The sequence below is a fragment of the Arthrobacter sp. MYb229 genome, assembly GCF_002975405.1.
In the GTDB taxonomy this organism is placed as follows: domain Bacteria; phylum Actinomycetota; class Actinomycetes; order Actinomycetales; family Micrococcaceae; genus Glutamicibacter.
Window position 1 is genome coordinate 443,708 of sequence record NZ_PCPS01000001.1, and the last position, 25,677, is coordinate 469,384.

Annotated in this window: 27 protein-coding genes and 1 riboswitch; of the genes, 16 read left to right on the forward strand and 11 right to left on the reverse strand. The window is 62.0% G+C overall.

All coding sequences use genetic code 11. The features are described 5' to 3' along the window. Positions 1–260: 260 nt before the first annotated feature. Complete coding sequence (locus CQ019_RS02140; RefSeq protein WP_105568835.1) at positions 261–1,127, forward strand: sugar phosphate isomerase/epimerase; 867 nt, start codon at positions 261–263, stop codon at positions 1,125–1,127. 22 nt (positions 1,128–1,149) lie between these two features. On the opposite strand, the gene CQ019_RS02145 is transcribed toward CQ019_RS02140, so the two are convergent. The 3 genes from CQ019_RS02145 to CQ019_RS02155 all read right to left on the reverse strand — a co-directional run bounded on the left by CQ019_RS02145 (position 1,150) and on the right by CQ019_RS02155 (position 4,761). After that, positions 1,150–1,959, reverse strand: coding sequence for an enoyl-CoA hydratase/isomerase family protein (locus CQ019_RS02145; protein WP_258133820.1), 810 nt, complete (start codon positions 1,957–1,959; stop codon positions 1,150–1,152). Further along, complete coding sequence (locus tag CQ019_RS02150; protein ID WP_105569248.1) at positions 1,956–3,530, reverse strand: fatty acyl-CoA synthetase; 1,575 nt, start codon at positions 3,528–3,530, stop codon at positions 1,956–1,958. Before CQ019_RS02150 ends, CQ019_RS02145 begins: the two co-directional genes overlap by 4 nt. Positions 3,531–3,612: 82 nt before the next feature. Then, positions 3,613–4,761, reverse strand: a complete 1,149-nt coding sequence (locus CQ019_RS02155; protein WP_105568836.1) for an acetyl-CoA C-acetyltransferase — start codon at positions 4,759–4,761, stop codon at positions 3,613–3,615. 338 nt (positions 4,762–5,099) lie between these two features. On the opposite strand from CQ019_RS02155, the gene CQ019_RS02160 reads away from it, so the two are divergent. The 3 genes from CQ019_RS02160 to CQ019_RS02170 all read left to right on the forward strand — a co-directional run bounded on the left by CQ019_RS02160 (position 5,100) and on the right by CQ019_RS02170 (position 7,719). Then, complete coding sequence (locus CQ019_RS02160; protein ID WP_105568837.1) at positions 5,100–5,609, forward strand: GNAT family N-acetyltransferase; 510 nt, start codon at positions 5,100–5,102, stop codon at positions 5,607–5,609. Between the two features lie 4 nt (positions 5,610–5,613). Then, complete coding sequence (locus CQ019_RS02165) at positions 5,614–6,060, forward strand: OsmC family protein (protein ID WP_105568838.1); 447 nt, start codon at positions 5,614–5,616, stop codon at positions 6,058–6,060. Between the two features lie 405 nt (positions 6,061–6,465). Then, the gene (locus CQ019_RS02170; protein ID WP_105568839.1) at positions 6,466–7,719 is read left to right on the forward strand and encodes a mechanosensitive ion channel; all 1,254 of its coding nucleotides are present in this window, start codon (positions 6,466–6,468) and stop codon (positions 7,717–7,719) included. A gap of 80 nt (positions 7,720–7,799) precedes the next feature. Here the strand turns inward: CQ019_RS02170 and CQ019_RS02175 are convergent, their stop codons facing one another. Further along, positions 7,800–8,768, reverse strand: coding sequence for a GNAT family N-acetyltransferase (locus CQ019_RS02175; RefSeq protein WP_219844235.1), 969 nt, complete (start codon positions 8,766–8,768; stop codon positions 7,800–7,802). Positions 8,769–8,847: 79 nt separating this feature from the next. Further along, a riboswitch (TPP riboswitch) is annotated at positions 8,848–8,953 on the forward strand. Here CQ019_RS02175 and thiO point away from each other — a divergent pair. The 7 genes from thiO (at position 8,949) to CQ019_RS02210 (ending at position 15,290) form a co-directional block, all read left to right on the forward strand. After that, positions 8,949–10,067 carry a glycine oxidase ThiO gene (gene thiO / locus CQ019_RS02180; protein WP_096284512.1) on the forward strand — a complete coding sequence of 373 codons (1,119 nt, stop codon included), beginning with the start codon at positions 8,949–8,951 and terminating at the stop codon, positions 10,065–10,067. It overlaps the preceding riboswitch by 5 nt. A gap of 12 nt (positions 10,068–10,079) precedes the next feature. Then, positions 10,080–10,325: a sulfur carrier protein ThiS gene (thiS, locus tag CQ019_RS02185; RefSeq protein ID WP_096284514.1), complete on the forward strand. Its 246-nt coding sequence runs from the start codon at positions 10,080–10,082 to the stop codon at positions 10,323–10,325. Between the two features lie 2 nt (positions 10,326–10,327). After that, positions 10,328–11,131, forward strand: a complete 804-nt coding sequence (locus CQ019_RS02190; protein WP_105553023.1) for a thiazole synthase — start codon at positions 10,328–10,330, stop codon at positions 11,129–11,131. Then, a complete protein-coding gene (locus CQ019_RS02195) occupies positions 11,131–12,270 on the forward strand; it encodes a ThiF family adenylyltransferase (RefSeq protein ID WP_105568840.1) in 1,140 nt (379 codons plus the stop codon). The genes CQ019_RS02190 and CQ019_RS02195 overlap by 1 nt, the downstream gene beginning before the upstream one ends. Before the next feature lie 22 nt (positions 12,271–12,292). After that, a complete protein-coding gene (locus tag CQ019_RS02200) occupies positions 12,293–12,829 on the forward strand; it encodes a GNAT family N-acetyltransferase (RefSeq protein ID WP_105553021.1) in 537 nt (178 codons plus the stop codon). Positions 12,830–12,970: 141 nt separating this feature from the next. Continuing rightward, positions 12,971–14,881, forward strand: a complete 1,911-nt coding sequence (gene typA, locus CQ019_RS02205) for a translational GTPase TypA (RefSeq protein WP_096284523.1) — start codon at positions 12,971–12,973, stop codon at positions 14,879–14,881. Further along, positions 14,862–15,290, forward strand: coding sequence for a hypothetical protein (locus CQ019_RS02210; protein ID WP_096284526.1), 429 nt, complete (start codon positions 14,862–14,864; stop codon positions 15,288–15,290). Before typA ends, CQ019_RS02210 begins: the two co-directional genes overlap by 20 nt. Positions 15,291–15,336: 46 nt before the next feature. Here CQ019_RS02210 and CQ019_RS02215 read toward each other — a convergent pair whose 3' ends face one another. Continuing rightward, positions 15,337–15,834 (reverse strand): helix-turn-helix domain-containing protein, encoded by a 498-nt coding sequence (locus CQ019_RS02215; RefSeq protein WP_096284528.1) that lies wholly within the window; start codon positions 15,832–15,834, stop codon positions 15,337–15,339. 158 nt (positions 15,835–15,992) lie between these two features. After that, complete coding sequence (locus tag CQ019_RS02220) at positions 15,993–16,253, reverse strand: hypothetical protein (protein WP_105568841.1); 261 nt, start codon at positions 16,251–16,253, stop codon at positions 15,993–15,995. 205 nt (positions 16,254–16,458) lie between these two features. On the opposite strand from CQ019_RS02220, the gene fdxA reads away from it, so the two are divergent. The 4 genes from fdxA (at position 16,459) to CQ019_RS02240 (ending at position 20,036) form a co-directional block, all read left to right on the forward strand. Then, positions 16,459–16,782 carry a ferredoxin gene (gene fdxA / locus CQ019_RS02225; RefSeq protein WP_096284532.1) on the forward strand — a complete coding sequence of 108 codons (324 nt, stop codon included), beginning with the start codon at positions 16,459–16,461 and terminating at the stop codon, positions 16,780–16,782. Between the two features lie 12 nt (positions 16,783–16,794). Further along, the gene (dapC, locus tag CQ019_RS02230; RefSeq protein WP_096284534.1) at positions 16,795–17,910 is read left to right on the forward strand and encodes a succinyldiaminopimelate transaminase; all 1,116 of its coding nucleotides are present in this window, start codon (positions 16,795–16,797) and stop codon (positions 17,908–17,910) included. A 98-nt stretch (positions 17,911–18,008) separates the two neighbouring features. Continuing rightward, positions 18,009–19,289: a citrate synthase gene (locus tag CQ019_RS02235; protein ID WP_096284536.1), complete on the forward strand. Its 1,281-nt coding sequence runs from the start codon at positions 18,009–18,011 to the stop codon at positions 19,287–19,289. Positions 19,290–19,487: 198 nt separating this feature from the next. After that, the gene (locus CQ019_RS02240) at positions 19,488–20,036 is read left to right on the forward strand and encodes a hypothetical protein (protein ID WP_096284538.1); all 549 of its coding nucleotides are present in this window, start codon (positions 19,488–19,490) and stop codon (positions 20,034–20,036) included. A gap of 68 nt (positions 20,037–20,104) precedes the next feature. On the opposite strand, the gene dapD is transcribed toward CQ019_RS02240, so the two are convergent. Then, positions 20,105–21,061: a 2,3,4,5-tetrahydropyridine-2,6-dicarboxylate N-succinyltransferase gene (dapD, locus tag CQ019_RS02245; protein WP_096284540.1), complete on the reverse strand. Its 957-nt coding sequence runs from the start codon at positions 21,059–21,061 to the stop codon at positions 20,105–20,107. Between the two features lie 74 nt (positions 21,062–21,135). Between dapD and dapE the strand changes: the two genes are divergently transcribed. Further along, a complete protein-coding gene (gene dapE, locus CQ019_RS02250; protein WP_096284542.1) occupies positions 21,136–22,230 on the forward strand; it encodes a succinyl-diaminopimelate desuccinylase in 1,095 nt (364 codons plus the stop codon). Between the two features lie 82 nt (positions 22,231–22,312). Here dapE and CQ019_RS02255 read toward each other — a convergent pair whose 3' ends face one another. The 4 genes from CQ019_RS02255 to CQ019_RS02270 form a co-directional block, all read right to left on the reverse strand. Continuing rightward, positions 22,313–23,233 carry an amino acid ABC transporter permease gene (locus CQ019_RS02255; RefSeq protein WP_096284544.1) on the reverse strand — a complete coding sequence of 307 codons (921 nt, stop codon included), beginning with the start codon at positions 23,231–23,233 and terminating at the stop codon, positions 22,313–22,315. Beyond that, entirely contained in the window at positions 23,230–23,907 is a 678-nt protein-coding gene (locus CQ019_RS02260; protein WP_096284546.1) for an amino acid ABC transporter permease, read from the reverse strand. The genes CQ019_RS02255 and CQ019_RS02260 overlap by 4 nt, the downstream gene beginning before the upstream one ends. Before the next feature lie 138 nt (positions 23,908–24,045). Then, a complete protein-coding gene (locus CQ019_RS02265) occupies positions 24,046–24,873 on the reverse strand; it encodes a glutamate ABC transporter substrate-binding protein (RefSeq protein ID WP_096284548.1) in 828 nt (275 codons plus the stop codon). Between the two features lie 33 nt (positions 24,874–24,906). Then, positions 24,907–25,638 (reverse strand): amino acid ABC transporter ATP-binding protein, encoded by a 732-nt coding sequence (locus tag CQ019_RS02270; RefSeq protein WP_219843920.1) that lies wholly within the window; start codon positions 25,636–25,638, stop codon positions 24,907–24,909. Positions 25,639–25,677 lie beyond the last annotated feature (39 nt).

Consider the following 25,677-nt stretch of genomic DNA (forward strand, 5'->3'; position numbering starts at 1 on the left):
GGCAGGTGAAGTGATCTAGCGGCTGTGAATGAAAAAATTCACCCAAGAAGCCCGGAAACTCCAGACGGATCAGCCGGCCCGGTTGAGCGGGTCAGTGCCCATTGTGGAATTGAGAATTTGCCGATGGCTAGTCCCAGATGTTTTTGAGAGTCAATGGCCGCCCTATCCGCGTCGTTCTTCCGGGCGTAACCTGAAAGTACGACGGCAGACAACGCACAGGCCGGTCGCACCGGCCGGCCCATTTCAGGAGGCGGAGGGTTATGCAACGGAAACTCGGGGTGAGCACCTGGGTGTGGACCTCCAGGCTGACCGATGAATCTTTGGCGCATTTGGCTACCCAAGCGGCGCAGCTGGGGTTCGATGCCATCGAGCTACCACTGGAACAACTCGGCGACTGGGATCCGGAACGGGCCAAGGACCTGCTGGGCGAACTGGGTTTGCACCCGGTGCTTGCCGCAGTGATGCCTGCGGGGCACAACCTCATCGGGGTGCCGAGGGCAGAAGTCGAGGCAACGCAGGACTACCTCCGCGGCTGCATCGACGCGGCGGCATCGCTCGGCGCAACCACCGTCGCCGGCCCGCTGTACACCGCCACGGGCAGGCTGTTCGCGCTGGACGACGGGCAGCGCAGGGCGGCCTATGCGCAATTGCGCACCGCGTTGGCCCCACTGGTCGAGCACGCCGCCGCGCGAGGCATCACGCTGGCCATCGAACCGTTGAACCGTCACGAAACCTCGCTGCTGAACACCATCGACCAGTGCTTCGACGCGCTAGAGCCCTTGCTGGGCCCCGGATTGGGCATGGGGCTGGACACCTACCATCTGAATATCGAGGAGCAGGAAATTGCCGCCGCGGTGGCCCGGGCCACGGAGCACATCAACCATGTGCAGCTCAGCGCGAACGACCGCGGAATCGTGGGAGCTGACCATTTCGATTGGCACGGGTTCGTCCATGCCCTGGACCTCGCGGGCTACGACGGACCGCTGTGCGTGAAGTCCTTCAGCCCGCACAGCCCCACGCTCGCGGAGGCCGCAGCGATCTGGCGGCCGCTGGCCAGCAGCCAGAATGCCTTGGCCGCCGACTCGCTGGCCTACCTGCGCAATCTCCAAGCCGGCGGCCTCCGCTGAGCGTTGCGCCGGCCCGCGTGCGCTATTTGCCGGCGAAGCGGTTGACCAGCCGAACCGAATCGGGGTGTTCCGACAGGCGGGCAATGCTCGAAGCCTCGGCATGCAGATGGGCTTCGAGTTCCTCCGCGACGCCGGCGCGGAGCAGGGACTTGGTGGGGCCGATCGCCTGCACCGCGCCGCGCACGAAGCCGTCTTCGAGCTCCGCGAGACGCGGCGCGAAGGTTTCGGAGGACACCGCCTCGTTGGCCAGGCTCCAGTCGACCGCCTGCTCACCGTCCAGCTTGCGCCCGCCCAGGGTCAGCTCCACGGCCCGTTGATGGCCGAGAACCCGGGGAAGGAAATAGGAGACCCCCGTGTCCGGGCTCAGCCCGATGGAGGCATATGCGGCCACCAGCGGAGCGGACTCGTCGACCAGCACCCAGTCGGCGCAAAGCACCAGCCCCAATCCAGCGCCGGCCGCCGCGCCGTTGACCGCGGCGATCACCAGCAACCGGGAACGCACGATCGCCAGTGCCAGCTCGTGGGCCGCCCCGGCCAGCTGCGCCAGATACGCCGGACGGTCCCGGGCAGCTAGCGCGGCCATGGAATACACGTCGCCGCCGGCGCAGAAGTACCGGCCCTCGCCGGTCAACGTCAGCACCTGCACGTCGGGATCTTCCTCCGCGGCGCGCAGCGCGGCCAGGGCCTCGCGCGCCAACGCCAGATTCAGCGCATTGCCCTGCCCGGGACGCTGGAAAACTATGCGCACGATTCCCGGCCGAGTCTTCACGCGGATCGCGGTTGCTGCCTGATTCCTGGTTTCCACCGTGGTGATGGGGATGGGCTGGCTCATGCGCGCGGTCCGCTTTCGACTCCGGCACGTTCGGCCCGCAACTGGCGTTTGAGCAGCTTCCCGGATTGGTTGCGCGGCAGCTGCGCCACAAAATCCACGCGCTTGGGCACCTTGTAGTCGGCGATCCGGCTTTTCACGTGGCTGCGCACGGATTCGGCGCTCAGCTCGGCCCCTTCCTTGAGCACCACCACCGCCGTGATGGCTTCGATCCAACGCTCGTGGGCGATCCCGAGCACGGCCACCTCCGCTACCTGTTCGAGTTCGTAGATGCAGTCCTCGACCTCGCGCGGAGCGACCAGCACCCCGCCGGTGTTGATCACGTCCTTGATCCGATCCACCACCTGGATATAGCCCTGGGAATCGACGGTGACCTGGTCGCCGGAACGGAACCAGCCGTCGACAAAGGCCTGCGCCGTGGCTTCGGGCTTGTTCCAGTAGCCGCTCATCACCTGCGGGGAGCGGTATTGGATCTCGCCTGGTTCGCCAGCCTCGGCTAGTTCCCCGGCGGCGTTGAGCACCCGGGCCTCGACGTAGAACACCGGACGGCCGCAGGAGGCCGGACGGGCCTCATGCTCCTCGGGGCGCAGCACCGAACACAGCGGACCCAGCTCGGATTGCCCGAAGCAGTTGTAGAAACCGATCTTCGGGTAGCGTGAGCGCAGCCGCGCCAGAACCGTCACCGGCATGATCGAGGCACCGTATTGGGCTTTGGCCAGCGAGGAGAGATCACGTCTTTCCAGGTCCGGGTGGTTGCTCAGCGGCACCCACACCGTCGGGGCCAGGAACAGCGACCCGATGCCCTCGGCTTCGACCCTTTCCAGGGTCTCGGCGATATCGGGACTGGCTTGCAGCCGGACGCGTGCCCCGAGAGACAAATAGGGCAGCAGGAACACGTGCATGGCCGCGGAGTGGTACAGCGGCATCGCGATCAGCGGGCGGTCCTCGGCGGTGAAATCCAAGGCAATGATTGAGGAAACATACTGGGCCAGCAGCGCGGCGTGGGTCATCATCGCGCCCTTGGGCGCGGAGGTAGTGCCCGAGGTATACAGCAGCTGCACCAGCTCGGTCCCGGAGCCTTGCGCCGCCGGCAGCTGCGCCGCCCCGGGATCCAGCGCGGTATCCAAGATTGCGGGCTCCCCGGTGCCGGCCGGCAAGAGCGTCCATACCCGTTCCACCGCCGGGGCCCGGCCCTGCGCGCGAACCTGGTCGACCAGGGCGAGCCGCCGTTCGTCGGCTACCACCAGCACCGCGCCCGAATCCTCCAACAGGTAGCTGAGCTCATCGCCTTTCAACGCGAAGTTCACCGGCACATGCACCAGCCCGGCGAGGGCGCAGGCCAGGAAGAGGATCGCGTAGGCATCGGAATTCGCCGCGTAGGCGGCCACCCGGGAACCGGACGGGAGGTTCGCCACCTGCAGCCGGCGGGCCACGCGCCGCGCCGCGCTTTCAAGCTCGCGGTAGCTCCACTCGCGCTCTTCGAAGAGCAGGGCGCTGGCCTCGGGGTTGCGCGCGGCGCTGCGGCGCAGCAGGGCACCGATAGTGTTATGCGAATCCTTGAGGGCGGCAGACATCGGGTTCGGCTCTTCGCTTGCTGGCAGGGAATCGTTCATGAGCGGGAATCCTTAATCGAGAAATCGTTGGCCCGTTCGGGGCTTAGAGCCGTTCGAGGATGGTGACGTTCGCCTGCCCGCCGCCTTCGCACATGGTCTGCAAGCCCCAACGGGTATCGCTGCGTTCCAGCTCATGCAGCAGCGAGGTCATCAATCGGGCACCGGTGGCACCGATGGGGTGGCCGAGCGCAATGGCGCCGCCATTGACGTTGACCTTAGCCATATCCGCCTGCGTTTCCTGCTGCCAGGCGAGGACCACGGCGGCGAAGGCCTCGTTGATTTCGATGCGGTCCATGTCCTCCAAGCTCATTCCGGTGCGGGCCAGCGCGTGCCGCGTGGCGTTGATCGGTGCCGAGAGCATCATCACCGGGTCATCGGCGCGGGCCGAGATGTGGTGGATCCGGGCGCGCGGCTTCAGTCCGTAGCGTTTGACCGCGGCTTCGGAGGCGATCAGCAGCATGGCGGCGCCGTCGGACATCTGCGAGGCGCTGGCGGCGGTGTGCAGGCCGCCGTCGATAATCGGCGGCAGCGAGGCCATCTTCGCCCGGTCCGGTATGCGCGGTCCCTCATCGGCGCGCAATTCGGCCAGCGGCAGGATCTCCCGCTCAAAGTAGCCTTGCTCCTGGGCATGCAGGGCCTTTTCATGGGAAGCGACGGAGAAATCTTCGAGCTGGGATCGGGTGAGCCCCCACTTCTGAACCATCATCTCCACCCCGCGGAACTGCGAGATCTCCTGGTCCCCATAGCGCTGGGCCCACCGCGCGGAGCCGGTGTACGGGTCGGGGAAGCCGAACTGCGCGGCGGCCGTATTGGAGTAGGACAGCGGAATGCTCGACATCGATTGCACGCCGCCGGCGACCACTAGATCGCTGGTGCCGCTGAGCACCGCCTGGGCCGCGTAGGACACCGCCTGCTGCCCCGAGCCGCACTGGCGCTCGATCGTGGTTCCCGGGACTTGTTCCGAGAGGCCCGCAGCCAACCACGCGTTGCGCGCGATGTCCATGGCGTTTGGTCCTACCTGGTCGATGCAGCCGAGGATGATCTCGTCATATTGCGTCGAATCGATGCCGTTGCGGCGTACCAGTTCCGCCAGCGGCGCGGCCGCGAGATCCAGCGGGTGCAAGGCCGTCAGGGACTTGCCGCGGCGTCCCACCGGTGTGCGCAGCGCATCGATAATGTAGGCCTCGGCCATGGGCTCTCCTCCAAGGTTCGGCGGTTCGCGGACCGTTCATCACCGTGTTTTCAGTGGTGAAACCGTGTAATCGAATGGTCGTTGATGCTATGACTAGGATGTCGAACTTACCTTGCGTTGTCTAGGTCACATCAGCGGTGCCGGAACGATGGCGTCCTGCCGGGGCCGGGGAAGCGGTATTGAGCGACCCGCAGGCTTGCTTCGGGACGTGGCAAGAACCCTCAGAGCGGCGCGCCAAGCGGGGAAATACTGCGATCAGCACTTGAACGCGGGGTTCAGGAAGCGCTAAGTTACGAATCAGTAGGGTGCGTAGTGCACCCTGCACAGGAGGAGTAGCAATGGATTCGCAAAGCCCCGACATGAACCAGCCGCCCTCCGCGCACTCCTTGAGCATCCGCCCATGGACGGGCATCGAAGAAGTTCCGGAACTGCTGGACGTGTGGAGATCCTCCGTCGAAGGGCGGCTGGATTTCCTCTCGGCCGCCGATTTGACCTCCGTAGCCTCGACCTTGGAAACCGTTTATGCGCAACGTGCAGAAATTTTCGTAGCGCACCTGGGCACGCAGGTCGTGGGCTTCATGGCCCTGGGCGATCGGCGTGTGGAGCTCCTATGGGTCCACCATGAGCATCGCCAACAAGGTATCGGCAGAGCGTTGGCCGACTTCGCCCGCTCCCGGTGCGCGGAGATCGAGATGGTGCTCAACGCGCAAAATGCCGCTGGGTTGGAATTCTACAAGCGCTGCGGATTCGAATCGGAGGACCAAGCCGGTCTTGTCGGTGCCGACGCTAAAAGTCCTAGCGTGTCCCTGCGTCATGCCAAGGTCCGCGAGCGACCCGTGGAACGATAGACGCATGACAGAAAATACCCGTTCCCTGCGTAAAGTCTCCATCGAACGCCTGGCCTCGCGCCGTTACCAGGCGACCAGCACCGAGAGCGGTGCGAGCATCGAGTTCGGCCAAGGCGAAGGCCTGCTCTCCCCGGTCGAACTGCTGCTGGCCGCGATTGCCGGGTGCTCATCGATTGACGTCGATGCCGCGACGACCAGGCATGCCGAGCCCGAAAAATTCGAGGTCACCGCGACCGGCTACAAGGTCGAAGCAGGCGGCGCGAGCCAGATGGAAGACATCGATATGTCCTTCAACCTGAAGTTCCCCGATACCGTGGAAGGCCGCAAGGCAGCCGGAATGGTCCAGCGCATTGTGAAGCTCTCGCACGACAAATACTGCACGGTCTCGCGCACCGTCGAGCTGGGGTCCAAGGTCACCAGCACCATCGAGGGCGCCGACTCGGCCTCCTGAACGGCCAGCATTTTCGCGGGTCCGAACCAGGGCCGCGTTGAATTCGACCGGCCATGCCAGACGTTGCACCGGCATGGCCGGGATGGTGAATTCCTGGTGTGCCTCTCCGCACGGAAAGCCGGGCGCATGTAACCGGGAATTCAGACACTTGCGAGTCATCCAAAGTCAAGCCCGGAAAGTCGAACTTGTGACCGGGGTCGAAACCAAAATGTTCAAGTACAGTGGTTTCGTATCAAATCATGTGATCTACTGCTCTATCCGTTGAATTTGCACGTTTTGGGTGCGGATTTAGTTCCTCGATGTCGGTATTTGTTATCCGCTAGGGCCGCCGGTTCGCTCCTTGCCCTAGTCAGCAAAAAATCCTCGTCGTAGTGTCTAAATTATCCCCACGTTGAAGGAGCAGAGATGCAAACTCAGAACGTTCTAGGAAACATTGACTGGGCGTCGATGCTGCAAAAAGTTGCCATCGCGCTTGTTATTCTCATCATCACCTGGCTGGTGGCCAAGGTTGTCAAATGGGCTGTCGCCAAACTCGTCACCAAGATCAAGTTCCTCCAGAAGGAGGGCACCGATGGCAAGCAGATCGGTGATTCGCTAGGCAAGGTCGCGTCGCTGGTCGTTTGGCTCTTCGGCTTGATCGCTATTCTCCAGGTCTTCTCGCTGACCGAGGTGCTGACCCCGGTGCAGGACTTGCTCGCCGGAATCATGGGCTTCCTGCCTAACCTCATCGGTGCGGCCTTCATCTTCATCATCGGCTATGTGATCGCCAATGTGATCAAGCAGCTGATCCAGACCGGTCTGGGAACTGTCGATTTCAGTTCCCTCGTTCGCAAGCTGACTCCCGGCGACGGCGAAGAAGTCGACCCCGAGACCTCGCTGCGCACGCAGCGGACCATCGTGGACGTCATCGCAAATATCGTGTTTGCGCTGATCCTGCTGGTCGTGGCTATTTCCGCACTGCAGGTGTTGGGCATCGAGGCCATCTCGGTACCAGCGCAGGAGATGCTGCAGATCGTCCTGACCGCAATTCCACAGGTAATCATGGCCCTGATCCTTCTGGCCGTGGGCTTCCTGATCGCCAAGTTTGTCGGCAAGCTGCTCGAATCAACGCTGCGCGGTGTGGGGACCGACAGAGTTGTGGCGGGCTGGGGAGTTGTTCCCGAGGGGCAGAGCGCATCGGGAATCATCGCCACCATCGTGAAGATCGCAATTATCCTGTTCTTCGCGGTCATGGCAGCAAGCATGCTGAACTTCCCGGCAATCACCAACATCCTCAACGAGGTCTTGGAATTGGGCGGCAAGGTCATCTTCGGTGGAGTCATCATCGCCATCGGCTTCGTGCTGGCAAGTGTGATCGGTCGACTGATGGGCGATACCACCGCCTCGAAGATCATCCGCTACACCGCCATCGCACTGTTCATCGCGATGGGCCTGAAGTACATGGGACTGGCCGATTCGATTATCAACATGGCCTTCGGCGCCATCGTGATCGGTGCGGCCCTGGCAGCGGCTTTGGCCTTCGGCCTTGGCGGCCGCGATGCTGCGGCTCGCACCCTGGAGAAAATCGACATGAGCAAGATGGACGGTCCCGACACTTCGGGCACCGCGCCAACTCGTCGGTCGTCGGCGACACCGCCGACGCCTCCAAATGAGTTCTAGAACTTAGAACCAGCAAGGAGTGGGACCGGGTAACCGGTCCCACTCTTTTTCTTTCCGTTCCGCTGCGGCCCCGAAGAAAATCAGCCTCCCGCCGCCTCCGCGCGAAACTCCAGCGGACTGATCGGCGGGATGGGATCGGTGGGCAACCGCGCATAATTCAACACATCGATCCGCTGGCCATTGATCAGGAACTTGCCGCGCTCGCGTCCTTCGAGAATGAACCCGCAACGCTCGGCGACTAACTTCGACGCCGGATTGTTCACGCGCAAACCCAACTCCAGTCGCTGCAAGCGGTAGCTGGAGAATAACTCCGCCGAGAGGGCGGCCAACGCCCGGCTGCTCAACCCGCGGCCCCGATGCTCCGCGTGCAGCCAATACCAGACCCAGGCGCTCAGGTTCGCCTCATCGATGGTCCCGCACACCAGACCAACGAGCGCAGAATTCTCGACGACGGCCAACGGAACCTGCCGGGCCGGGAATTCGAGCAACATGCGGACATAGGCTTCGGCCTCGGCAAGCGTACTCACCTCGCCTTGCCGGGCCATATCCGGGCTCGAAAGGAAGGCCGCGAGGACTTGCGGTGCATCCGCTAGGCGAAGCGGACGCAAAGATGCCGTCGTTTCGCCAGCGGCGCCGAGCCGCCGGCCGCTGATCTGGGACGACGCGGATTGACCGGTGCCTTGATGAAAGAGCAACTGCCAACCTTGGGCCGAATGAACCCAGAGCGAGGTGCGTTGGCTCAGGTTCTCCGGCTTGGTTCGCCACCGCAGCATCAGCAGCGAATCGCTGAGCCTGCGCACGCGCGGATCATGCACTTCGTCCCTAGGCGATTCAACGACTGGTTCATTGCACAGCTGCTCGATAATCTGCGCGCGAGAATAGCACCTGCCCGAGGCACCAACCTCTTCGAAATCTGCGTGGAGCAGCCGCAATAATGCCTGCCGATCCCGGCGGACGGCAGGCAAGAGCAGTTGCCGTTCGCCATCGATGACAACCTGTGCCAGCCGATGATCGGTAGACAAATCCTCCGGACCACTGAATTCGCTCATGCCAACGAGTAAATCACAGGCAGAACCACAGGTTGAAGTCATGAAGTTCGCCAAAGTGAGCTGAGGCATGCTTATAATCCAAGTACTCCGCGGGAGCCCAACAGCGATTGGGCTGAGAAGGCCATGTGCCGACCGCTACACCTGATGCGGGTCATGCCGCCGTAGGAAGGAAATGCCTTCGTGCATATAGTCATTGTCGGCGCCGGAATCATCGGGCTTGCCACGGCATTCGAACTGCGCGCCCGCGGCGCCGAAATCACGCTAGTGGATCCGGCGCCTGGGCTAGGAGCCAGCCACGCCGCGGCGGGAATGCTCGCACCGACCGCCGAAACCACCTGGGGACAGGGCGCACTTCACCGCCTGATGGCCACTTCGGCCAAGGAATACCCCGCATTCATTGACCGCGTGGAACAAACCACCGGCAGCAGACCAGCGTACGTAGAAAACTCCACGCTGGTCGTCGCCGCCGAAACCGCGGATATGGACGCACTGCTTGCGCTCATGAAGCTGCAAGCCTCGCTGGGATTCAGCGCCGAGCGGCTGCTGGGCAGCGCGGCACGCAAACTCGAGCCGGCGCTTGCCACCGGCATCGCCGGCGCCATCCGCTGCGCCGAAGACCAGCAACTGGACCCGCGGTCCCTGCTGCGCATCCTGATCGATGAGCTTGACCGGTCGATCGTGCGCGAAACGGCGGTGCGGCTGCTGCGCCAGGGATCACGGACCAGCGGAGTGCTTACCTCAACTGGCCAAGAAATCCATGGCGATCAGGTACTGCTTGCCAACGGGTTGGGCGCGCTAGCAGGTGCGCCGGCTCTGCCATTGCGCCCGGTCTACGGAGACATCCTCAGGCTCCAAGGACCGGTGGGCGCGCCGCTGATCAAGCACACCGTGCGCGGAATCGTGCATCGGCAGCCGGTCTACCTGGTGCCACGCACCGATGGAAGCCTCGTGCTGGGCGCGTCGAGCCGCGAGGACGGCCAAGAGCAGGTGAACGTGGGAGAAATGCACGCCCTGCTGGACAATGCGCGCAGGCTCGTGCCGGGCATCGTCGACACCACCTTGAACGAGGCGATCGTGCGGGCCAGACCGGCGACACCCGATGATCGGCCGCTGCTCGGACGCGTAGATGAGGGACTGGTGGTTTCCACCGGTTATTCGCGCCACGGGGTGCTGCTTACCCCGCTCGGCGCACGGCTGGGGACCGAGCTGCTGCTCGGGAACCCGGCAGATGCACAACAGCTGACCAGCGTTTCACTCGATAGGTTTGGCGCGCAACTCGCCAACAGCACACCATTTTAGGAGCCAGAGAAGATGCAACAGATCGAATTTATCCTCAACACCGAGGCGGCCACCGTGCCGGCGGGAAGCACCGTGCGCGAGCTGCTCGCGGCGCACTTGGGAAAGAGCATCGGAACGGACGGACGGGCCAGCGACGGGTCGCGTTTAGGCGTTGCGGTGGCGGTGGACTCGGCAGTTGTCCCGCGCAGTGGCTGGAATGACTTCGAGCTGAAGCCCGGCCACCGGGTTGAACTCGTCACCGCGGCTCAGGGAGGCTGAAGATGGAAGAGCTAACTCTTGACACCGATGGCTTCGAGGTCGCCGGGGAACGCTTCGACTCCCGGCTGATTCTCGGCACCGGCGGGGCGACCTCGATGCATACCCTCGAGCAGGCCCTGCATGTTTCGGGCACCGCGCTGACCACCGTCGCCATTCGCCATTTCGCCGCGGCCGGTTCCGGATCGGTGTACGAGCTGCTGGCGCGCAACGGGGTGCGCCCGCTGCCCAATACCGCCGGATGCTTCACCGCGCGAGATGCGGTGCTCACCGCCCAGCTGGCGCGCGAAGCGTTGGAAACCGACTGGATCAAGCTCGAAGTGATCGCCGATGAGCATACGCTGCTGCCGGATCCGATCGAATTGTTCACCGCGGCCGAAGAACTCGTCGCCGACGGCTTTAAGGTCTTCGCCTATACCAACGATGATCCGGCCCTGGCCATGCGGCTCGAACAGCTAGGCGTGGCAGCGGTCATGCCGGCCGGATCCCCGATCGGCTCCGGAATGGGGATCCTGAATCCGCACAACATCTCAACGATTACCGCGCGCGCCGGGGTGCCGGTGATCCTCGACGCCGGGGTGGGGACCGCCTCGGATGCGGCCAAGGCGATGGAGCTGGGCTGCGATGCGGTGCTGCTCGCCAGCGCGGTGACCCGAGCGCAAAACGCGCCCTTGATGGCCGCCGCGATGCGCGACGCGGTCCGGGCCGGGCGCGCGGCGTTCCTTGCCGGGCGTATTCCGCAACGCGATCTCGCGCTGGCCTCATCTCCGACAGCGGGAATGATGCAAAGACTCGTTGGAGAATTCTGATGTCTACCAAGCCGATGCCGCCGCGCAGCCGTGCACAACTCGCCCGGTACACCCGCCATCTGTCCCTGCCCGGGGTGGGTGTGGAAGGCCAAGAGCGTATCGCGAACGCGAAGGTACTGATCGTGGGCGCTGGGGGATTGGGCAGCCCTATCGCCAGCTACCTGATCGCGGCCGGCGTCGGAGAGCTGAGCGTGATCGATCCGGACACCGTCGAACTCTCGAATCTGCAACGCCAGACCGTGCACCGTGAAACGGACCAGGGCCAGCTTAAGGTTGAATCGGTGCGGCGCCTGGCGGAAGAACTGAACAGCGAAGTTTCTGTGCGGCTCTACGCACAGCGACTGGATCCTGGCAACGCGTTGGAACTTTTTGCCGAACACGATGTGGTGATTGACGGCAGCGACAATTTCGCCACCCGGTACCTGTCAAACGATGCCGCGGAGTTGACCCAGACGCCGCTGGTCTGGGGCACCATCTTCCAATTCTCCGGTCAGGTCTCGGTGTTCGACCCCCGAGTGGGCCCAATGCTCAGGGATATTTTTCCCGACCTCCCGGAAGCGGATTCGGTCCCTTCCTGTGCCGAGGGAGGAGTCTTCGGGGCCCTTTGCGGAGTCATCGGTTCGCTGATGGCCACCGAGGCGCTGAAGCTGATCACCGGCGTCGGAGCACCTTTGAGCGGAAAGCTCTGGCTCTACGACGCGTTGGAGGCAAGCGTTCGCATCTTGACGTTTGCACGAGATCCGGAGCGTGCTCCGGTCACCGGGCTCGGTGAATATACCGTGGCGTCCTGTGCGGTTGCAGGCTCCGCCCAGGAGCTGAACGCAAGTGAATTTGAACTGCTTCGGGCCGCCCGGGAAGTCCTGGTGGTAGATGTTCGCCAGGGGTGGGAACGCGAGCTTGCGGTCATTCCCGGCAGTGTCCACTTCCCGCTGGAAAGACTTGCCAACGAAGGCTGGCGGGAGCTTCAGAGCTTCCCTGCAACCGAGCTGGTTTTCGTGTGCAAAACCGGTGTTCGCTCGCTGCGCGCCGCCACGGAATTGAACCAGTCGCTCCCCGAAGGCAGCGCCCGGGTGCGGAGTTTGCGCGGGGGAACGCTTGGGTGGCTTGCGGAAATCCGCGATGAAATAGTGACTTACTAGCCGGTGCTGACATACTGAGGTTATGCAGCGTTCCACGAAACTAGTGATCAGAGAGCTTGTTCCGGATGATGAAAGGCAGGCTATCGCCGCTCATCACGACTTGCTGGACGATGACTTTGATTTTCTTCCGACGTGGTCCGCACGCCAAAACTGGGAGGCGTACATCGAGCGCATGGCCGAGGGGCGTAGCGGCGAGTTCGTCCCCGAGGGATGGGTGCGCAGCGGACTGTTCGTTGCCGAATTGGACGGACAACTCGTTGGCCGTGTTTCGGTGAGGTACGAACTCAACGATTTTCTCAGCGAAGTCGGCGGACACCTGGGCTATGGTGTTGTCCCGAAATTCCGCGGACAGGGAATCGCCACCCAACTGTGCAGATTCGCCCTCGCCGAGCTGGGATCCCACGGTGTCGACTCGGCTTTGGTAACCTGTGATAAGCAGAACGCCGCCTCGCGCGCAACGATTATCGCGTGCGGCGGCCAAATAGATCAAAACCGTCCCTCGGTTGAAGAAAACGGCGGAAATACGAAGCTCCGCTATTGGATTTCAACACGCGGCTAGATCCCGTTAATCAAGTAATTTCTGTATGTTGCGCCACAGATAAACAACGCAATTGCCTCGAGCGCGTAAAATAGTATGTTGGGTCGCCTGTGGCCCCGCCTCCGAGACCCTAAATTCTCTACACGAAGTGAGCCTTCCCGTATGTCAGATACAACTCTCATCCGTCGCGACGACCTGCGCAACGTAGCAATCGTTGCTCACGTTGACCACGGCAAGACCACCTTGGTCAACGCAATGCTCCAGCAGACTGGTGCATTCGACAGCCACGGTGAAACCGAAGATCGCGTGATGGACTCCGGCGAGTTGGAACGCGAGAAGGGCATCACCATTCTTGCTAAGAACACCACGGTGTTCTATAGCGGTCCGGCCGCCGAGGGCAAGAACATGACCATGAACATCATCGACACCCCGGGTCACGCTGACTTCGGTGGCGAGGTCGAGCGCGGCCTTTCCATGGTCGATGGCGTGGTTCTGCTGGTTGACGCTTCCGAAGGTCCACTGCCACAGACCCGTTTCGTGCTTCGCAAGGCCTTGAGCGCCAACCTTCCGGTGATCATCGTCGTGAACAAGACCGACCGCCCGGACTCGCGCATCGAAGGCGTCATCTCCGACTCCATGGATCTGCTGCTGGGTCTGGCCTCGGACTTGGCCGATGAAGCTCCAGATCTGGATCTGGACGCGATCTTGAACGTTCCTGTCGTCTTCGCTTCGGGCAAGGCCGGCTACGCGTCGAAGAACCAGCCAGAAGACGGCACCCTGCCAGACAATGAGGACCTCGAGCCATTGTTCGAGACCATCATCAAGCACGTGCCGGCCCCGACCTACAACGAGGGCGAAGTTCTCCAGGCGCACGTCACCAACCTTGACGCCTCGCCATTCCTTGGCCGTCTTGCCTTGCTGCGTATCTTCAACGGCACCCTGCGCAAAGGCCAGGTCGTCGCCTGGGCCCGCCAGGATGGCACCATGAAGCAGGTCAAGATCACCGAGCTGCTGGCCACCAAGGGCCTGGCCCGCGTTCCGGCCGAAGAAGCCGGTCCGGGCGAGATCGTTGCAGTCGCCGGTATCGAGGACATCATGATCGGTGAAACCCTCACCGACCTTGAGAACCCAAAGCCATTGCCGCTGATCACCGTTGATCCACCGGCCATCTCGATGACCATCGGTATCAACACCTCGCCGCTGGCCGGCAAGGTGAAGGGTGCCAAGGTGACCGCGCGCCAGGTCAAGGACCGCCTGGACAAGGAACTGATCGGTAACGTTTCGTTGAGCGTACTGCCAACCGAGCGTCCGGATGCTTGGGAAGTTCAGGGCCGTGGCGAATTGGCACTGGCAATCCTCGTCGAGCAGATGCGCCGCGAAGGCTTCGAACTGACCGTTGGCAAGCCACAGGTTGTCACCAAGATGATCGACGGCAAGGTCAACGAGCCAATGGAACACATGACCATTGACGTGCCAGAGGAGTACCTCGGCGCAATCACCCAGCTGATGGCTTCGCGCAAGGGCCGGATGACCAACATGGCCAACCACGGCACCGGCTGGGTCCGCATGGAATTCATGGTTCCAGCCCGAGGCCTGATCGGCTTCCGTACGCGCTTCATGACCGAAACCCGCGGCGCCGGCATTGCCGCCTCGTTGGCTGAAGGCTACGAGCCATGGGCCGGTCCGATCGAGTACCGCATCAACGGTTCGATCGTGGCTGACCGCGCTGGCGTGGTCACTCCGTTCGCGATGATCAACCTGCAGGAACGCATGAACTTCTTCGTGCGTCCAACCGAAGAGGTCTACGAGGGCATGATCGTTGGCGAGAACTCGCGCGCCGATGACATGGACGTGAACATCACCAAGGAAAAGAAGCTCACCAACATGCGTGCGGCTTCCTCGGACTCCTTCGAGAACCTGACCCCACCGCGTAACCTGACTCTCGAAGAGTCGCTGGAATTCGCTCGCGAAGACGAGTGCGTTGAGGTGACCCCGGAAGCGATCCGCATCCGCAAGGTGCTGCTGAACGCAAACGACCGTGCCAAGGCAACGCGTGCACGAGCAAAGAGCTAACCAGCCGCTCACCGTCGGCGGCAACCCGGGCGCGCTGCTGCGTGGCCTGGTTGCCGCCGTGGTTGCAGGTTTACTCGGTACGGCAATCCACGCTTCGCTGAGCTACGCGGGCGATATCCCGCTGGTCTGGGGAGTGCTGCTGGCTTGGCTGCTGCTGGGGCTGCTCGTTTACTGGTCGGTGATTGCCTCGGGCAAGCTCTGGGCCGGGGCGGTCGGCTTCATCGGCTGCTACCTGGTCGTCGGCTCGATTTCCTATTTCGGAAACGACACGCTGATCTTGCCGCTGCAGTACCTTCAGTACCTGCCAGGTCCGACCATCGCGTCCCTGTTGTGGATGTATGGAATGATCGTGCCCGCCGTGATCGCGTTAACCGCTGCACTGCGAGTGCTTCGCAAACGCCAGCGTTAAGCCAAAAAATCCCCAGCCAATGGCTGGGGATTTTTTTGCGCAAAAACTACTTATTGCCGGTCACATCGAGGTGGTGGGCCAGGAACAACGAGGTGGCAACGCCGTCAACCTCCGGTTCGCGCATCGCATAGTCTTCGATAACCGCGCGAATGCGGCCCATCATTTCCTTCTGCGTAGCCTCGGATAATTTCAACCCCACGCGGATGACCTGAATTTCCTCGGGCTCCAGCCCGTTGATTTCCTGCAAGAACGTGTCCACAAGCAGGGGAGCGGCATCGGGGATGCGGGTACCCCACGATTGGCGGGTGCTGCGATACGGGACTTCCTTCGCCCCCCGGTTTCCCCGGCGAGGTTCCTCTGCGCTGAGAAAACCGCTGCTCACCAGCGTGCGTACGTGATGCAACGAGGTAGCCGGGTTCAACTCGAGAATGTCAGCTATTTCCTTGTTGGTGCGAGGCTCATGCAGGCATAGGCGCAGAATTCTAAGCCGCAACGGCGAGCTCAATGCTCGAGCGCGGGCTTGGACGTGTTCGTCGGACGGCATATGGCCAGCATACGCGAAATTGGCCCAGTGATTGGTATCTTCAAATCACATGTCGCGAAACCAGCGGTCTGCGGGCGGCGGCGCAACCGCGCAAGGAGCTCCGCGGGGCTCCGTGGAACCTCTGCGGGCCTGTCAACGCGCGGGCTCGCGCGGAGGGGTTACTTCAGGGTTGGCGGACGAGATCGGCGTACCGGTGGCGGCGGAACGCGTTTGGCATGGGTGATATTTTCACGCTCCACCTCGACCGGGCCGCGCCGAGTGCTGATGCGGATCTTGTCCGCATTCACCTCGATGACCTCCCCAAGTACGTCGCTGCTGGCGCGGTTGCCTGTGGCGACAGATGACTCGGTAAGTCGGTAGCGGACCACAATGCGGTCACCGGGAGTAAGATCTTCAAATTTGAGCATATTTTCCGTCATGTAATTGTAAGAAGAATTCACTTTCGCAGTCGCGCAACGAAATGTGAATGGTCGATTACGTCACAGGATGAGTGTGCGAGATCCCTTGCATGGGTATCAGGACTAGACTGTAGCTAGAGCTTACTTGCGGATTCAACGAGCAGTCGTTAAATCCGTGAAACCGAAGTGAAATCTTAAAATTGCGCTAAGAAAGGTCTCAGCACCCGTGACTTACATCATCGCCCAGCCGTGCGTCGACGTTAAAGACAAGGCGTGTGTCGAAGAGTGCCCGGTAGATTGCATTTACGAAGGCGAACGCTCGCTGTACATTCATCCCGATGAGTGCGTCGACTGTGGTGCTTGTGAACCGGTGTGCCCCGTCGAGGCCATCTACTACGAGGACGATGTTCCGGACGAGTGGGCCGACTATTACAAGGCCAATGTCGAGTTTTTCGACGAACTTGGTTCACCCGGTGGCGCCGCTAAGATTGGAAACACAGGAAATGACCACTCGTTGATCAGTGTCCTGCCTCTGCAAAACCAAGGCTAGGTTCCCCCTTTTATGCTTGAGCTCCCCGATTACCCCTGGAACCAGCTCGCACCCTACCGCGAGTTGGCTGCCGAACATCCAGGTGGTGTTGTCGATCTTTCCATCGGCACACCTGTCGATGACACACCACAGGTAATCCAGCAGGCTCTGGCAGAAGCCGCAAATTCCCATGGATACCCGACCACCCACGGAACGCCCGCGGTGCGTCAGGCAATCGTCGACTGGTATGCCCGACGGCGCAACGTCACCGGGCTCGGTATTGACGATGTCATGCCCACCGTTGGTTCCAAAGAGCTGGTGGCCTGGCTCCCGCTCTTGCTCGGCATGGGTGCCGAGGACATCTTGGTGCGTCCGAAGATTGCTTACCCCACTTACGATATCGGTGCTCGCTTGGTTGGAGCCACGGCCATCGCCGCGGACGATTTGAGCGAACTGACCGAGGCGGAACGCGCTCGCGTGAAGCTGGTCTGGGTCAATTCTCCCGGTAACCCCACCGGCAAGGTCCGCGACGTGGAATCGCTGCGCCAATTGGTCGCCGAGGCGCGCGAACTCGGTGCGGTCGTGGCCTCCGACGAATGCTACGCCGAGCTTGGCTGGGATGAGTTCGACGGTCAGGTGCCCAGTGTTCTGGACCCGCGGGTCAACGGTGGAAACCTGGATAATTTACTCTCGCTGTACTCGCTGTCCAAGCAATCGAACCTCGCTGGATACCGGGCCGCATTCGTTGCCGGTGCCCCGAATTTGATGCCCGCGTTGGTCAACAGCCGCAAACATGCCGGCATGATCGTCCCGGGTCCCATTCAGCACGCAATGGTCATCGCCCTGGGTGATGACGCGCATGTGGCCGCGCAGCGTGAACTGTATCGGGCGCGCCGCGAAGCGTTGCGCCCAGCTCTTGAAAACTTCGGGTTGACCATCGAGGATTCGGTGGCCGGACTCTACCTCTGGTGCACCGAGGGCCGCTCCAGCTGGCAGACGCTGCAGCGCCTGGCGGAGCTTGGAATCGTCGCCGGCCCAGGTGCCTTTTACGGAACTGCCGGGCAGTCGCACGTACGTGTGGCGCTGACCGGTTCCGACGAACGGATCGCCACGGCCGTTGAGCGGTTGAATTCATCCGCCGCCCGGTGAAGATGACAGTCTAATTAGCATGAACGGGTCAGTTAGCGGTATGTTCTACCGTGACGACTGACCTTTCGGAACTAAAGCCTTTCCGGTTAGGAGATGCAATGACAGATACTAAATCTGCACAGCTACATTTTGGTGAATCCAGCCTAGAGCTACCGGTTATCCCGGCTGCCGAGGGCAATGATGGTTTTAACGTAGCGCCACTATTGAAGACCACCGGGAACGTAACCTACGATCCCGGCTTCATGAATACCGCGGCCACCAAGTCCGCGATCACCTACATCGACGGCGACGCAGGCATCCTGCGCTACCGCGGTTACCCAATCGAGCAGCTGGCACAGCACTCGAGCTTCACCGAGGTCAGCTACCTGCTGATCAACGGCGAACTGCCTTCGGCGACCGAGCTGGAAACCTTCGATGGTTCCCTGCGCCGCCACACCCTGCTGCACGAAGAGCTCAAGGGCTTCTTCGGCGGCTTCCCCCGCGATGCACACCCCATGCCGGTGCTGTCCTCGGCCGTTTCGGCCCTGTCGACCTGGTACCAGGATTCGCTGGATCCAACCGACGACGTGCAGGTCGAGCGTTCGACCCTGCGCCTGCTGGCAAAGCTGCCGGTACTTGCCGCCTATGCGCACAAGAAGTCCATCGGCCAGGCACTGCTGTACCCGGATAACTCGATGAACATGGTCGAGAACTTCCTGCGCCTGTGCTTCGGTACCGCCGCCGAGCCTTACGAGCTGGACCCAGATGTGGTCAAGGCCCTCGACCTGCTGCTGATCCTGCACGCAGACCACGAGCAGAACTGCTCGACGTCCACCGTGCGCCTGGTCGGCTCCTCGGATGCGAACATGTTCGCCTCGGTCTCCGCAGGCATCCATGCCCTGTCGGGCCCAGCACATGGTGGCGCCAACGAGGCAGTGCTCAAGATGCTGCGCGAGATCCAGTCTTCGGGCATAACTCCTGAGGCCTTCATGGAGAAGGTGAAGAACAAGGAAGACGGCGTACGCCTGATGGGCTTCGGCCACCGCGTGTACAAGAACTACGATCCACGTGCACGCATCATCAAGCAGACCGCACACGATCTGCTGGCCAAGCAGGGCAATAACCAGCTGCTTGACATCGCGATGAAACTGGAAGAAACGGCGCTGAACGATGAATACTTCATCTCACGCAAGCTCTACCCGAACGTGGACTTCTACACCGGCCTGATCTACACCGCGATGGGCTTCCCGGAGAAGATGTTCACCGTGCTCTTCGCCATCGGCCGCCTGCCGGGCTGGATCGCCCAGTGGCGCGAACTGATCAAGGACCCAGAGACCAAGATCGGCCGTCCACGCCAGTTGTACATGGGTGAGACCGAGCGCAACTACCCGGGCGTCTAAACCGCGGATAGACGATTGAGTCTTGGCGAAACGGCCGGGCAAGCACGAAAGTGTTTGCCCGGCCGTTCCCTGTTTTAACGCGGAATTTCGGCGTATCCTAGGGTTCTAGGGCGCAATGATGCGTGGAAAAGTCAGGTGGTGCGCGTGTATTTTCGTCGTGGCAATAATTGGACTTTGGCCATAAATACAAATCCGAGCATGGTGTTGGCACTTTACCTACGCGAGTTGGGCGGGCTGGACCCGACCGAGGTGGGACCGAACTCCGGACTTGCGCCTGGCATCAAGGCACGCGGCAATCGGCAGGTGGCGGCCGGGCAAATCAAGCAGGAATGGTCCTCCTGGTGGGATTCGCTCATTTCCCGGGATCCAACAAGCGACGCCGAAGGCACCGTGGATCTGCTGGCGGACCTAGGCGCCGGCTGCTATCCAGAACTAGCGAAGCTGGCCAGCGCGCACTACGGGCAGGCCACCTTGTATGCTCAGCAGCACCGTGCGAAATTCAGCGAGCAGTCCAAAGACTATATTCCGCAGCGCATGGACGAGGTCGAACGGATTCTCATCGACCACGGGGTAGAACATGCCCAAGAGGTGGAAGAAATGCAGATTCAGGTCATCGACGTGCCGCTCACCGAGCCGCGGGCCTGGCTGATCGGCGGCGCGACGATCGTCGCGAGCACCTCGTTGTTGCGTGACGGGCGGGCCTTTCACGGTTACATCCAACCCATGGTGACCATCATCTTCCCCTGAGTGCTGTACGCAAAGAGGTCGAGGGACGCACCAGCCGGTGCGTCCCTCGACCTTTTGCGTTGGGAGAACTAGTTGGCGTGCAGCGCGCTGTTCAGCTCGACCTGCTGTCCGGCGCGGGCCAGTGCCTCCACGGCGCCGCTGACCGAATTGCGGCGGAAGAGCAGGTTCGGGACACCGGAAAGCTCCAGGGCCTTGACCGACTTCGCACCGAGCTGCACCCGGGTGCCAGCGGTAACGTAAAGTCCTGCTTCGACCACGCAGTCATCTCCGATGGAGATGCCCACCCCCGCGTTGGCTCCCAGCAGGACGCGCTCGCCAATGGTGATGCGTTCCTTGCCGCCGCCGGAGAGCGTGCCCATGATCGAGGCGCCGCCGCCGACATCGGAGCCGTCGCCGACAACCACGGAGGCCGAGATGCGCCCTTCGACCATCGAAGCGCCCAGGGTGCCGGCATTGAAGTTCACGAAGCCCTCGTGCATCACCGTGGTGCCTTCGGCCAGGTGCGCGCCGAGGCGGACACGGTCCGCATCGGCGATCCGCACGCCGGTGGGCAACACGTAGTCGACCATGCGCGGGAACTTGTCGACGCCGAAGACATCGACGTTGCCGCGGGCACGCAGTTTCAGTCGGGTCATTTCGAATCCCGCCACCTGGCAAGGGCCGAAGTTGGTCCACACCACGTTGGCCAGGTGTCCGAACACGCCGTCGAGGTTGATCGAGTTCGGGGTGACCAGGCGGTGCGAAAGCAGGTGCAGGCGCAGCCACACATCGGCGGTGTCGGCAGGCGCCACATCGAGGTCGATGGTCAGCGAAATGACCTTCTGCGTGGTGCCACGCTGGGCGTCGTCGAGTGCGGCGGCGGAAAGTTCGCCGGAAAGTTCTGGAGCCTCGGCGAGCACACCGAGAACGGGGGCCGGGTACCAGACGTCAAGTACGGTGCCATCGGTCGCGATGGTGGCCAAACCATGACCGGAGGCCAAACGTACTGAGGAGTCAAAAGAAGTTGCTGCAGGTTCAAAAGTCATTCTCTGATCGTAGCGTTTGCACTGCGAGTAATGTTGATAAATGACAGCGGTATGAACTCAAAAAGTGTAGAACGATGGGTATTGTGAACGAATTAGACCTTCGAGAAGACGTCGCCAGCTTGACCGAACGGATCATGAATATCGAATCCGTCTCCGGAAACGAAAAGGCGTTGGCAGATGCGGTCCATCAAGCGTTGTTGGCGCTGGAGCACCTGGAGGTGCATCGGGACGGGGACTCCATCGTGGCGCGCACTCGGCTCGGTCGCGAGCGACGGGTGGTGCTGGCCGGGCACCTGGATACGGTGCCGTTGCCGCATACCCAAGGAGCGCGCGGCACGGTGCCGGCCACGGTGGTCGACGGGGTGCTCTACGGCCGCGGGGCGACGGATATGAAAGGCGGGGTCGCGGTCCAGCTGGCTCTGGCCGCCGAACTGACCGATCCACGCTATGACGTCACCTACATCTTCTACGACCACGAAGAGGTCGCCGCGGCGAAATCCGGATTGGGACGTCTGGCCCGGAATGCGCCAGAGCTGCTGACCGCCGACTTTGCGATTCTGCTTGAACCGACCAACGGCACGGTGGAGGGCGGCTGCAATGGCACAAGCCGTTTCCTGGTGCGAACCACCGGCGCCGCGGCGCATTCGGCTCGCGCCTGGATGGGGGAGAACGCCATCCACAAGGCCGCTCCGATCCTGGCACGCTTGGCAGCCTACGAGCCGCAGACCGTCGATGTCGAAGGCCTGGCCTACCGGGAATCGATGAACGCGGTACGGATCTCCGGTGGCATCGCCGGGAACGTGATTCCGGATTATTGCGAGGTGGAGGTCAACTACCGCTTCGCCCCGGATAAGGACCTGGCCCAGGCCGAAGCGGCCGTGCGCTCGCTGTTCGAGGGATTTGAGGTCGAACGCACCGATGGTGCCGAAGGCGCCCGCCCGGGCCTGGACCAAGCCATTGCGGCCTCGCTGGTCGAGATCCTCGGGCAGGAGCCCAAGCCGAAATACGGTTGGACCGATGTGTCGCGTTTTTCTGCGCTGGGAATCTCGGCGGTGAACTTTGGCCCGGGCGACGCCTTGCTGGCCCACACCGATGGCGAGCATGTCACGCAGCAGGCTATCCGCGATTGCCGCAACACCCTGCGTGCCTGGTTGAGCGAAACCAAATAGTAGCCGGACCCTTGGACCCGGGGGTTAAAACAGCAGTTGCCTCCCCAAAAGGAGAGGCAACTGCTGGCGAGGAGCAATCCGACTAGCTCCGAGGATTCGGTTCGTCCTCGGCGTTCGGAGTTGGTTCCACCGGCAATACCGAGGGAGCTCCGACGACTGCAGCCTGCGGGGCCTGGCCGCCGGTCTTGTCCTTCTTCTCCCTGCTGCCCAGACGGCGCGAGACGATCTCGGCAATCTTGCCCAGGGTGAAGTTGATCAGGATGAAGATCGCCGCGGCAACGATCAGTGCCTGCAGGACGTTGCCGTTGGGAGACGAGTAGGTGCGTGCGAAGAACAGCAGCTCGTTGAAGCTGATGATGTAGCCCAGCGCCGAGTCCTTCAAGATGACGATGAACTGCCCGATCAGGGCCGGCAGCATGGCCACCAACGCCTGGGGGATTTCAATGAACCGCAATGACTGCCCGCGGGTCAGGCCGATCGCAATGCCTGCCTCGCGTTGCCCCTTGGGCAGGTTATGCACGCCGGAGCGCACCAGCTCGGCGACCACCGAACCGTTGTAGAACACCAGTGCGGCGACCACAGCCCACAGCGCGGTATCTCCTGGCAGCTGCAGGGAACGGGAGAAGAACACGTTGAAGAACACGATCATCAGCAGCACCGGCACGGCGCGGAAGAATTCCACGACAACGGTGCTGAATCCGTTGATGAGCTTGTTCTGCGAAAGCCGTCCGACGCCGAAGATCAGGCCGAAGATCACCGAGCCGACGATGCCCAGCACGGCGGCCTTGAGCGTGTTCAGCAGACCCGGCAGCAGATAGTTGGCCCAGGTGCTGCCTTCGATGAAGTCATCCCATTGGGAAGGCTGCATCTGGTCCTTGTTGGCCAGCCCGAAGATGATCCAAGCCAGGAGTCCGGCTGCAATCAGCGCGCCGACGACGTTGATGGCCAGGATGTTTCGCCGGGCCTTAGGACCCGGGGTGTCAAAGAGAATCGAGGCGCTCATCGTGCCACCGCCAGTTTCTTGGAGAGCCAGGTTGTTAGCAGACCCACCGGGATCACGATGATCACAAAGCCGACGGCGAAGGTCAGGAAGATCGGGATCACGATGTCCGCGCGGAATTCGATCATGGTCTTCATGGTCGAGGAGGCCTCGGTTGCCACCGAGCCGACGGCTGCTACGGTCGAGTTCTTAATCAGCGCGATCAAGGTGTTGCCCAACGGGACGATTGCGCCGCGGAAGGCCTGCGGCAAGATGACCTCGCGGGCCGCAGGCAAGAAGCTCAGCCCTATGGCGCGAGCGGCCTCGGCCTGCCCCAGCGGCACGGTGTTCACGCCCGAGCGGATGGCCTCGCAGACGAATGCTGCGTGGTAGAGGGCAAGTCCCATGACCGCCAAGCGGAAGAAGTTCCCCTGGAAATCTCCACCCAGGTTGAAGCCCAATTGCCCGTAAAGCGCCAGCACTCCGAAAAGGATGATGATCGTCAGCGGAGTGTTCCTGATGAGGTTCACATAGCTGGCGCCTATCGCACGGAAGCTGGCGACCGGTGAAATGCGAAGGAGCGCAAGTACCGTGCCTAGGAGCAGGGCGCCCAGAGCGGCCCAGAAAGTTAGTTGGATGTTGACCCAGAATGCTCCGGGTACGTCGTATTCAGTGAATATCGATAGATAGTTGTCCACTGCAAGCCTCTATCTCGATGGCCGCACCTGCGGCCAAGCGGCTATGGGTGTGGTGCCCGCTGCACGGGGCACCGCGAAACATGAAGGTGTGCAAAGGGGCCAAGGGCAATGCGCTTGGCCCCTTTGCTACGGATGCTGCTAAGCGCAGGTATCCGAGAGTTCCGGTGGGTTGGTTTCCGAGTTCGGCGTGTAGCCGGTGCCCTCGGTGTTTGCCGTCAAGGCTTCTTCCCAGGCGCCGGATTCGATCATCTTGGTGATCGCCGCGTTGATGTCGCCGCACTTGTCGGTTCCGTCGGGAAGGCCCACTCCGTAGTTTTCCTCGGAGAACGGTGCACCGGCAACCTTGAACTTGCCCTGGTAGGCAGGCTGGGCCGCCAAACCGGCGAGGATGATGTCATCGGTGGTCACCGCGTCGATGGTGCCGCCGCCCATCTGGGTCACGCATTCTGCGTAGCCCGGAAGCTCCTGCAGGTTGGTGTTCTCGGCGTAGTTGTCCTTCACCTTCTGGGCCGACGTGGAACCGGTGACCGAGCACAGGTTCTTGCCGTTGAGGTCTTCGGGGCTGGCGATATCCGAATCGGTGGCCACCAGCAGATCCTGGCCTGCAACGAAGTATGGTCCGGCGAAGTCGACAACCTTATTGCGTTCCTCGGTGATCGAGTAGGTTGCGAAGATCATGTCGACCTGGTCATTCTGGAGCATGGTTTCGCGGTTCGCCGAAGGGGCCGAAACCCATTCGATGTTCTCCTCGGCGTAGCCCAGCTCGTTGGCAACGTACTTGGCAACATCTACGTCGAATCCGGTGTAGTTGTTGCCGTCTTTGAAGCCGAGGCCCGGCTGGTCGAACTTGATGCCGATGCGGATGCTCTCGGCATCGCCTTCGCCGCTCCCGCCGCCACATGAAGTGAGGGCCAAAGCCGCCACGGCTGCCATTGCAGCGACAGCGCCTAAACGATTCTTACGCATGATTCCTCCTGAATACAGAATGCGGTGATGGAATTAGTGGTTGGTAATGAGCTTGCCCAGGAAGTCCTTGGCACGGTCGCTCTGCGGGTTGGTGAAGAACTCGTGCGGAGTGGCCTGCTCGACGATCTGCCCGTCGGCCATGAAAATCACTCGGTCGGCGGCCTTGCGGGCGAAGCCCATCTCGTGGGTCACCACCAGCATGGTCATGCCTTCCTTGGCCAACCCGACCATGGTGTCTAGCACCTCATTGATCATTTCCGGGTCCAGCGCACTGGTCGGCTCGTCAAACAGCATGACCTTCGGCCTCATGGCCAGCGCACGGGCAATTGCCACGCGCTGCTGCTGGCCGCCCGAGAGCTGAGCCGGCAATTTGCCGGCCTGGTTGGCGACGCCCACGCGCTCCAAGAGCTGCATGGCGAGCTTGTCCGCCGCGGCCTTCTTCAGCCCCTTGACCTTGATCGGGCCGAGAGTCACGTTCTCCAGGATGGATTTGTGCGCGAAGAGGTTGAAGGACTGGAAAACCATTCCCACATCGGCGCGAAGCGTCGCCAGCGCCTTGCCCTCCTCGGGCAGGATCTTGCCATCGATGCTGATTTTGCCGTCGTCAATCGTCTCCAGACGATTAATGGCGCGGCAGAGCGTCGACTTGCCCGAACCGGAAGGTCCGAGAATGACTACAACCTCACCCTTGGTGACCTGAAGATTGATGTCGTTCAGTACATGGAGTGCCCCATAATGCTTGTTGACCCCAGTCAATTCAACGATGGGGCCGTCAGAAGAAGCTTGAGCTTGCTGATCGCTTTT